This is a genomic window from Variovorax sp. 01N429 (assembly GCF_056399425.1).
Genome location: NZ_JBFTRG010000024.1, coordinates 80,183 through 89,725, shown reverse-complemented (window position 1 = coordinate 89,725; position 9,543 = coordinate 80,183). Strand labels below are relative to the sequence as shown.

9 protein-coding genes are annotated in these 9,543 nt (G+C 60.9%); 2 read left to right on the top strand and 7 right to left on the bottom strand.

What is annotated here, in order from left to right:
• Positions 1 to 206: 206 nt before the first annotated feature.
• From AC1DSF_RS28110 to AC1DSF_RS28090, 5 genes are all read right to left on the bottom strand, one after another.
• Positions 207 to 1,211, bottom strand: coding sequence for a hypothetical protein (locus AC1DSF_RS28110; protein ID WP_478183871.1), 1,005 nt, complete (start codon positions 1,209 to 1,211; stop codon positions 207 to 209).
• Between the two features lie 2 nt (positions 1,212 to 1,213).
• Positions 1,214 to 3,649, bottom strand: a complete 2,436-nt coding sequence (locus AC1DSF_RS28105) for a hypothetical protein (protein WP_478183870.1) — start codon at positions 3,647 to 3,649, stop codon at positions 1,214 to 1,216.
• 550 nt (positions 3,650 to 4,199) lie between these two features.
• On the bottom strand, positions 4,200 to 4,538 hold the full coding sequence (locus AC1DSF_RS28100) for a helix-turn-helix transcriptional regulator (protein ID WP_478183869.1): 339 nt from the start codon (positions 4,536 to 4,538) through the stop codon (positions 4,200 to 4,202).
• A 201-nt stretch (positions 4,539 to 4,739) separates the two neighbouring features.
• A complete protein-coding gene (locus tag AC1DSF_RS28095; RefSeq protein ID WP_478183868.1) occupies positions 4,740 to 5,180 on the bottom strand; it encodes a hypothetical protein in 441 nt (146 codons plus the stop codon).
• A 52-nt stretch (positions 5,181 to 5,232) separates the two neighbouring features.
• Positions 5,233 to 6,471 (bottom strand): hypothetical protein, encoded by a 1,239-nt coding sequence (locus tag AC1DSF_RS28090; protein WP_478183867.1) that lies wholly within the window; start codon positions 6,469 to 6,471, stop codon positions 5,233 to 5,235.
• Positions 6,472 to 6,793: 322 nt separating this feature from the next.
• On the opposite strand from AC1DSF_RS28090, the gene radC reads away from it, so the two are divergent.
• Positions 6,794 to 7,324 (top strand): RadC family protein, encoded by a 531-nt coding sequence (gene radC / locus AC1DSF_RS28085; RefSeq protein ID WP_478183866.1) that lies wholly within the window; start codon positions 6,794 to 6,796, stop codon positions 7,322 to 7,324.
• 32 nt (positions 7,325 to 7,356) lie between these two features.
• Here radC and AC1DSF_RS28080 read toward each other — a convergent pair whose 3' ends face one another.
• On the bottom strand, positions 7,357 to 7,557 hold the full coding sequence (locus AC1DSF_RS28080; RefSeq protein ID WP_478183865.1) for an OST-HTH/LOTUS domain-containing protein: 201 nt from the start codon (positions 7,555 to 7,557) through the stop codon (positions 7,357 to 7,359).
• Positions 7,473 to 8,168 (bottom strand): NYN domain-containing protein, encoded by a 696-nt coding sequence (locus AC1DSF_RS28075; RefSeq protein WP_478183864.1) that lies wholly within the window; start codon positions 8,166 to 8,168, stop codon positions 7,473 to 7,475. Before AC1DSF_RS28075 ends, AC1DSF_RS28080 begins: the two co-directional genes overlap by 85 nt.
• A gap of 543 nt (positions 8,169 to 8,711) precedes the next feature.
• Here AC1DSF_RS28075 and AC1DSF_RS28070 point away from each other — a divergent pair.
• Positions 8,712 to 9,539, top strand: coding sequence for a DUF932 domain-containing protein (locus tag AC1DSF_RS28070; RefSeq protein WP_478183863.1), 828 nt, complete (start codon positions 8,712 to 8,714; stop codon positions 9,537 to 9,539).
• Positions 9,540 to 9,543: the final 4 nt, after the last annotated feature.

Here is a 9,543-nt window from a genome sequence, read left to right as displayed (position 1 = left end):
CTGCGGTAGCAAGGTGACCTGGCTTCGGTCCTCGCCCTCGATGAATCGCTTCATGGCTCATCCTGGTCAGCCGCGTTGATTCAATCTAGGCGACGGCCCCCACGGATTCAATGTGTTTTCACACGGCCTCGACTGGTTGCAGTCGTTCTGTCCTCGCTGCAGATGACCTTGATGTATGCCGGAAGTCGCGTAGCGTGGCTTCACTTCTATCCGAGCGTGTCTACGTACTGACGCGCCGCTGCCAGGAATGTTCGGAGATCCACGGAACTGGCGAATTGTAGGGCGACGGAATAGTGCGGATACTCGTCTGCGTGTGCAGCGCCGTTCATCAGCTGATACGCCTGATAGAGCGCAAGCATAATGGAATGCCAGTTGGCCGCTCCAATACTCATTTCCGTGGCAGGTCTCAACATGACAGCAAACAAGGGCGGCTTCAGGCGAATGTGGTCCGCATTGGAAAAGCACTCGGCGAATTTCTCCGCAGTTCCCGAAAGTTGTTTCGGCGAGATATTCAGCACTAATCTCAGCAGCCGTGCTATCAGCGCCTTGGATTCCTTTGCTGCTTTAGGCCGATAAGCTCGCGGGCTGGCGCACTGTGCGAGTTCTCTACTGTACTCGCGCACACACGCGGCGCTATCGGGAACGATACCGTTATGAGCAGTGCTAACAAATAAATCTAGCTTGGCGCGATCGGTCGACTGCAAGGCAGCAAGGCGGTCGGTAATGGCTGTCTCTAGGTTGTAGGTGAACTCTGCAATTTGGTCGAGCCGAGCCTCTGGACAGTTCAGAAGCGCTGCTTCGGCGGTCATTCCAAGGTCGGCGATCTCGAAGAATGTTTCGCGCCCAGCGTCCACAGGGAACCAACGAGGTAGCGTAATGTGCGAAGAGCCCTGAGGAAGCTGGAAGTCGCTCTTTCCGATCAAGATGATGGACAGCCGTTGGATCGCCAAGGAGTGCAGCGCTTCAATCGCCGGTTTGTTGTCCGCAAACAGCCGCTGAACGTCTGAGAAGATGGCGTTGGCATTTTGGAATCCAGCGTCCCGCACTGGTATGGCAACAATGCCCTCCGCCCCAACTACCTTCGGCAACTCCTCAGCGAACTGATTTCTGCTGCCAGCGGAGTGTTGAACCCAGAAAATGCGCAGAACGTAGCTAGGCTTCCACGCGATGGTTGAGAGCATTTCGGCAACCCGGGCTGCAATGTATTCCATGTTCAATTGATTTTCGGTGTGACGGACGCCGCGAGACGAGCCATAAGGCGAACACCAGGCTTTACCTGTCCGCCCTGATCGATCAAGAAGTTAGACATAGACGCGCTGGCCAGGAATCGCTGGGGCGTCATCTGAATGAGTGGTCCATATGGGGCCGCGATCTGGTTGAAGCTGTTTACGGAGCAAGCGAATGCTCTCGGATGCCTTCTCGTGATCTCCTGCAACACGTTGGTAATAGCGGACAACCACGGTTCTCTAGTGCGCCCGCGTTCACTCGCGTACTCCGCGAGCATCCCATGGAAGAACACATAGTGGGGACTGCGCTGCAGCGCAGCTGCAGCCAGACGGTCCCTAGTGAAATTTGTGAACTGTGCGGCGTCCAATGGGCTGTTTCCCGGTCTAAATCCGGTAGAGATGAGCCAGTCGCAGAAATCGACCATCAAGTTCACAGTCAAATATGGATGGCCGTTGGTCTCCTCGTGCACAACGTCGGAAAACGACGAGTCGAAAGGAAGAGGCTCCTGCAGTACCCGTCGCAACAGTTGGGTGAACTCAGTGTCGACAGCTCCTGCGTGGTGTTCAAACAGCGGAAAGTTGTACTGACGCACGAGTGGACTGAGCTGGTTCTGGGCCGATAGGACAAGGTGTGCATCAGGCCGCTGCCCCATGAAGATCAGGAGGTTCCGGGAGGCGAACGCCACCATTTGACTCAGCAATGGAAGCGCGACCGTATACCTGACACTGGCGTCGCGGTCCACCGAGGACTCAATCAACCCGAACAGTGTTTCGTACTCATCAACGATGAAGACAACCTTCTTGTCCTTGGGATCAAAGGCAGTTGTGGCGAGAGTGCACTCGCTCACGATCGACTGAAAGAAGTCGGGCGCGAGGGCCTTTTCCGAGAATAGAGCTTCTTCAACTTTGCGTGAAAAAATGTTCTGTTCACTCTGATGTGGCTGGTGATCCATCGTCTGCATTACCACTGCGAGCTGGCCACTTAGGTCGGCAAGACTACTGGCAGCCGTGGTCTTGCCCGAGCGTCGTACGCTACACCAGAGGTGAACGCCAGTCCCGCCCTCAAGATCCTCCAATAGACGCGTGACGCTATACCTCTGAACTAGAAACTGCTTGCGGAAATCCGGATCCTCTAGCGGGAACTCTCTAGCGTAGTTGCGGTTGAGGGTGCCGGGATCGTGAGCCGCCGCATTGGCGGTGACCTGTCGATGCAGTTCGGAGTCGATCATTTCAGCGAAGTTTTGGACCTGCTCCGCGCTAGGCGTTACTTCGCTCGCGTTAAGGACTTGAGCAGACTGATCGTGCTCCGACAGTCGAGGGTCAAGTTGCCCAACGACAATCGCCGCCCGTAGCGATAAAGCCTCACTCAGCTGGTAAGTGCTCCTTATGATTCCCGTGCAATAGCTGGAGACCAAAAGATCTTGATTGACTCCCTTCTTGACAATGGTGAGAGTCAGATCCAATCGATCATGATGGCCGACTGAAAGCCGGCTGAGCCGCGGAAGGAAAATGTCGTCGTCATGAAACCTATGTGCTAAGCGCTCTATGCCTAATAGCACCGGGACCAACGTCACGTAAGCATCGCGATTGCGCCATTCTTCGGGGAATTCTTCGATTAAGTTCAGTGCATCTGAGCCCCTACAGAATCCCAGCGGGGGCAACCAATTTGGGAAGTTGCGCGCGAGAAGTTTCCATCCTGGTTCAGACTCGTAAGCTGCTCTCCCAAAACCTGCAAGGACGCTCGTGAGCAGCGTTGAAGCAAGGTTCCAAGATATCTCTGCGTCTCTGGCATTGGAGATGTTGACCCGTTGCTCCACGAACACCGAAATAACTAAATACAGAAATTTCTGCAAGCCGCTGATCGATTTGATCTCCGAGAACTCGATGGAAAGGCCTTGGTCCGTTTGATACCGAAAGCCTCTGCTGAATACGTCCGCCGAGTGACCCGCGACCACTTGGCCGATCTTCTCGATCTCCTGATGCCACTCCGCTGATGTGGCCAGCTTGTCCCGTGCATCTCCAAAGATGAACAAAAGGGTATCCCGATAGTAGGTGGCCCACTGAAAAATATGCCTATCCCTTAGATCATCAAAGTGTCCGGCATATCGCTTCGCAAGGGATGCCATTTGAGAATGATGTGACGTCTCAGTGGCGTTGCCACTGCGAACTCGAAGCGATGTTGCGACTGGGGAATTGACACGGCCGAGGTAATGCGCCAGTTCTGCTAGTAGGTCTCTTTTCCGGTTCTTCGCGAACCTGGATATCAGTTCTGTAAGCTCCGGTTGCAGGAAGCGCAGCGCGTCCTTGGGCGTTAGCCTCATCAGCTCGGAAAGATCCTTCGAGGCTGAGACAACGCGGTTGTTATCCACCATCGCGGAGATCTCAGCGATCTTTTGTCGTGTGCTTGCACCAATCGTCGCCATTCCTGTGATCCCGTCTCTTTTTGGTCTGTTCTCCGCTTGCGTGCGGCTCGACCTGTAGCGTAACAAACCGTCGCTCGAGTTGCCGTTGGCGCAATGGCTCGTCTACCAGCGACGAATCTCTTCGCCAAGGCTGTGGTCCTTCGTCGCTGGGCTTACGCTTGCGATGCAAGCAGTTCTCGGATCTCCGCGGACCAACTGTTGTTCGACGTTATTACGTCCTGGAGGATGCTGAAAGTGTCGGCAGCAGCCTTCTAGGCGCAACCGCACCCCGCAAATGCCTAGGACCCGCATAAGCATGTGCGAGGGGCACGACGGAGGGCGACAGACGCTACTCACCCGCAATCACAAGGCTGACGGTCCGCGTTCGCTGCACAGCTGCCGTTCAGCTGGACGGTGTGAGCGGCAGCAACGGGTCGGGAGCGCCAGTTCCCTGCGAGGGGGAACAGCCCCCGGGAGAGTCCCCCGTCCGCTGGCATGAAGGATGTGCTGTCCCGACGGAGTGCGAAGGGCAGGTTCACGCCGCTCGGACGGCTCGGTCCGGCTTATCGAATCAAGTCGTGCGCCCGTTCATGCGCTCCGCGATCCACGATTGCACGGCGCTCTCTGGCCATGCTGCGGTGCGCTGTCCGGCTTTCACCGACCGCGGAAAGATGCCCCTGCGCATTTGTTCGTAGATGGCTGACCTGCGCAGGCCGGTGAGGCGCTCGACTTCAGGCAATCTCAGAAGCCTGTCGGGGGCGCGCCTGATTGTCTGCGCCAGCGGCATCGCTGAGTCGGAGCAAAGAAGCGTGAGCGCCTCCTGCAGCAGACGAGCCGCCTGCATGGCTCGTTGAGCGGCAGGATCTGCGGCGACGAACGCGCTCGATTCAGGGTTGGTTTGGGCTCGCATGGGCATTCCTTTCGATTCTTCCGCAGCGCGTCCAATGCCGTTGCGGGACGTCCATAGGTTGCCAGGGATGTCTGTTGAGACCGACCCGCTGTAGCGATGCGAAGCGTATCGGAGCGCCGGGCGTGCGAATCGGAAAGGGCGTTCAGCAAATGGTGAACATTCGTGCACTCTGACCAAAGGTGGGTGTTGGGCCGATGCTCCTCAATCTCTGCTCTTCTTCCTTTGCAGCAGAAACGCCTTGCGTTCGGCTCGTGCTTCGGCGATTTGCTTCAGTTCGGTGTAGGACTTTGCGTCGAGAACCGCTCCGCTGGGATTCTTCGCATTCGGGTTCAAGACCACGGCGAAGTAGCCGGGCGGCGATTTTTGCCCAGCCTCGCGATAAATCTGCACCTGCATACCGCTGTACATGTACTCTTCGACGACCTGATCATGGTCCGAGGGTACTGAGCGCGGAATCTGCGCCTTCACATGACGCGCACCATCTTCCGCGGCGAGCGGGAAGACGTTCAGTTCCAGAACCCGGGCATTCAATCCCACCTGAATTGCCGATCGCAGTGCGGCCTTGGTGGCCTCCGCGCCCTGATCCGCGAGCGGGTTCATTTCGATGAGAACGTGCGCAAGGATTCGGCGGTTTTCGGCCATCTCGGGTTCCGATCGTTCTGCGAAGGTTGGTGATGTGGTCCGGGGCCGCGCCTCATTCCGGCCACCAAAGCGGCCGTTCCGGCTGCGCCGCTTCGGCACGCAATGTGTCGGCCAGTTCATGCACGGGGTCCTTGAGGCTGCTTCGCACGAGTGCGATCCATGTGCGCAATGCGTCATCCTGGGATTGATCGCCGGCGATCCCCTCCAGGCGCGACAGCACATCCAGGGCAGTGTGATAGGTCGCCAGGGACTGACCGACCGCGACGGCGCGAGGCAGTTGATTCGCCCGCGCTTCCCGGCGCTGCGCACGCGCCTGCTCTGCGGCCACTGCGACGTCGTGTGCCCTGGCCGTTTCCCGCTCCTGCTTTCGTCGGATGGCGGCTTCTTCGGCCACCAGCTTGGACCTGAGTGCTTCGGCTTCCGGGAATGCGATCAGGGCGCGCGTGATCTCCGGGAGTTGCTGCTGCAACTGTTCGCGGGTGCCTGTCCATTGGCGGGCGATGACGTGCCAGTCTCTCTCCAGCTTCAGCTTGAAGCCATCGAGGGCCCTGTACTCATCCCGATGAAAGAGGAAATCCTGGTGCTTGGGTTGGGCAATCTTCTCCACCTGTTCGGAGAAGTTCAGCCTGATGGCGCCGCCCGCGCGCCGGATTTCAACCGTATTCGATGTATCTCCCCGGCCAGCGACGACCTGGCAGCCTCCGGCGATCAGTCCCCGGATGAGCGCTTCGTGGAAACGGAGAATCCAGTCGATGTGGGTCAGGGTCGCGGTGATGCGCAGGCACCCGCTGCCGGAGGTGTACCGGCCCGTGGTCATCCGGTGGCTCGACATGCCGCCGAAGAAAGGCTTGCGCAGTCGCCTGGCTTCTTCAGCCTCCACCGCCAACTTCGCCTCATCGCGCTGGATGGACTGAAAAAAGCGAGCGGTCTTCGCCACCAGCGGGTGGCAGTGGTCGAGTGAGGGCGGGACATCGATGGGCTGCAGCACTACGGCATCCTTGGCCCGGGAAAACGCTTGCTGGACCTGCTGGATCCTCGTGGCGTCGGAGGAGCGGGCCGCCGTGGTGTCTTTCTCCGACAGGTGGATTTCGTGATCGACGTCGGAAGGCGGCAGGGGGGTCTGCACGCAGATCTTGCCGACCGCGAGACGGGTCCAATAGCCGACGGGCGGAACAGGGATGTTGTATCGGCGGCAGAGCTTGGAGAGTCCGACATCGGACAGGCCGAGATTCGGCCCCAGATGGCGAAGCGGTGTCTGCCAGACCAACGCATACAGTTCGGATCGTCTCACGCACATCTCCATCGTCAGTCAAAAGGAAGGCTCCGGCCAGGCCGGTTGCTTACGCCGAATCCGAGCCTCTGACCCTCTTTTTTATCAGCGTCCTGTGCCCCTTCCTCATGGAAGAGCAACCGCGCTGCGCTTGCCAGTGCGGGTGCATTGCGTGGTGGGGCGGCTTGCTGGTTCCCTTCATCCTTGCACACCCTTCTCGCCGTCAAGGTCTGCGCGTGCTGCGCACGCTGGCGTCCTTCGGCCGTCTGTCGAACCCTGACGGCTGCGCTGCGGCGTGCCGGTTCCGGTCTCGGGCAATCCCGCCCGATCACTGGAGTCCGCCATGTCGCACGATCTGTTCTCTTCCCTTGATTCCTTCGTTTCGGTTTTTTCGTCTTCGCTGCTGGTTCGCGATGTCGCGGGCGCGTACCGGCCGGCCGAGGCCGATGAAGTGCTGGCTGCGGCGCAGCGGGTGCTGGCGAGCCGGGTGCGCGGCGCCAACGTGCTGACGTCGCCGGCGGTGGTCAAGGACTTCCTGCGGACGCGGCTCGGGGCCTTGCCCCATGAAGTTTTCGCGATAGTCCACCTGGATGCGCAGCATGTGGTCCTGGACTACGTCGAGATGTTCCGGGGCACGGTGACGCAGACCTCGGTCTATCCGCGCGAGGTGGTCAAGGATGCGCTGGCGCTCAGCAGTTCCGCGCTCCTGCTGGTGCATTGCCACCCGAGCGGTTGTGCCCAGGTTTCGTTGGCCGACGAGCATCTGACGCGGACGCTCAGGCAGGCGGCCGCGCTGGTGGATGTGCGGGTGCTGGATCACCTGATCGTCGCGGGCAGCACGGTCGTGTCGATGGCCGAGCGAGGATTTCTGTGACCCCGGGGCCTGCGGGCCCTTGTGCCGATGATCTAGGCGCGCGGCGCGTCGGCCTCTGCGATGCCCTCGGCCTTGGGCAGCAGGCTGACCGACCAATGGCCGCCTTGCTCCTGCTGAGGTGCCAGCAGGTCGTAGGTCTTGACCATGTTCAACAGTCCCGAGTGGCCGTAGGTCTGGGGCGAGAAGGCCGGGTCGGTGCGCTTGAGGTACTGGCCCAGGACGCCCAGGCCCACCTTGCCTTCTGACGTGTCGCTGGCCAGCAGTGCGACGGCCTCGACGAGGAAGCGTGGCCGGCGCTTCGGCGCCGGCTTGGCGGTTCTTGCTTCGGCGGTTCGGCCTTGGTCGGCTCCGCTTTCGCCGTGGTCTTCGGTGCGGCCTCGACGACTGCCTCCGCCGGAGGCTCCGGGCGGACCCATTCGAAGAACTGGTCGCTGGCGTTGCGCAGGGCGTCCGGTGTCTTGGGCTCACCAACGATGCAGACGGTGGCGCCGCGTTCGTGCAGCTTGCGGCACAGGTAGGCGAAGTCGGAATCGCTGGTGACCAGGCAGAAGGTGTCGGCCCGCTGGTCGAAGAGCGCTTCCAACGTATCGAGCGCCAGGGCGATGTCCGCGGTGTTCTTGCCGGCGGCGTACTGGTACTGCAGGCAAGGGGTGAAGGCCAAGCGCACCAGGGCGTCCTGCCATTTGTTGGCCAGYGTGCCCTGGTTGCCGTAGCCGCGCCGCAGCACGACGCGGCCGAACTGGGCCACCATGCGCAGCGCGTGCTCGAGGATGTCGGGTGGCACGTTGTCGCAGTCGACCAGGACGGCCACGCGGGTCTCTGTTGTCGTTGGGGTGGTGCTCATCCGGAGTTTTGTTCTTGTGGGTTGAACGGGCCCTCACGGTAACTGATTCCGGGCGCCTCCGGCCAGGCGGACATGGCCGGCCGCGGCGTCGTGCTGCGCATCGAGCCACCCTGGCACCTTGCTCCCTGCGGGCGTTCATCGTTCGTCTCGCTCCGCTCGGCTGACGCCTTCGGCCCGGCTCGTTGATCCGGGACTGCGCGCTTCGCTTGCGTGGGGTCGGCAAAGAGGGCGACCGTTGCCTGTCAGCCATTTTTCCTGAGCTCATCACCTTGTGCGCGACTGTAGCCCGCGGCCGGGTGCCGTCACGGCGCGCCAGGCCGTGTCCTCGGCTGCGCCTGCGGCCCGCACCGCCCTGGCGCTTTCCTCCTTGACGGCACCCGGCCGCGCGCTCCTGACCGTCGCGGGCGATGAACTCAGGAAAGACGGTGGCAACGAGGCCAACCGGGTTCTTCGTGCCGACCCCACCGGAAGACCCGAAGAGGGCTCCGAATCTAGGAATCCGGTGGGGGTTGTTCAACAGCCAACCTTGTCAGGAGAAAGACTATGCAACTCGGTTCCCGTTTCGCACCGGCTTCGCCGGTGCTGCGCTCGGAACATCCCTTGTCGGATGACCAGATCAGGGCCGTGGCCCCGTCCATCTTCGCGGAGGCTCCCCATGGCAGCCGCTCGGAACGCTACAGCTACATACCCACGGCCACGGTGCTGGCCGAACTGCGAGGGGAGGGCTTCGAGCCCTTCATGGTGTGCCAGACCCGCGTGCGCCAGGAAGGGCGGCGCGACTTCACCAAGCACATGATCCGGCTGCGCCATGCGAGCCAGATCAATGGCCGCGAGGCCAACGAAATCATCCTGCTGAACTCCCACGACGGCACCGGCAGCTACCAGATGCTGGCGGGCATGTTCCGCTTCGTCTGTCAGAACGGGCTGGTGTGCGGCGACACCGTGGCGGACGTGCGCGTGCCGCATAAGGGCGACGTGGCGAGCCACGTCATCGAGGGCGCGTATGAGGTTCTGGGCGGCTTCGACCGTGCATCGGAATCCCGCGAGGCCATGCAGGCGATCACGCTCGACGCCAGGGAATCGGAGGTGTTCGCCCGCGCCGCGCTGACCCTCAAGTACGACGAGCCCCACAAGCCTGCGCCCATCACCGAAGCGCAAATCCTGATGCCGCGCCGCACGGACGACGACCGCCGCGATTTGTGGAGCGTGTTCAACCGCACCCAGGAAAACCTCGTCAAGGGCGGATTGAACGGGCGTGCCGCCAACGGGCGCCGCCAGAGCACGCGCCCGCTGCAGGGCATCGACCAGAACCTGCGATTGAATCGCGCCCTTTGGCTGCTGGCCGATGGCATGCGTCAGCTCAAAGCCTGAACCC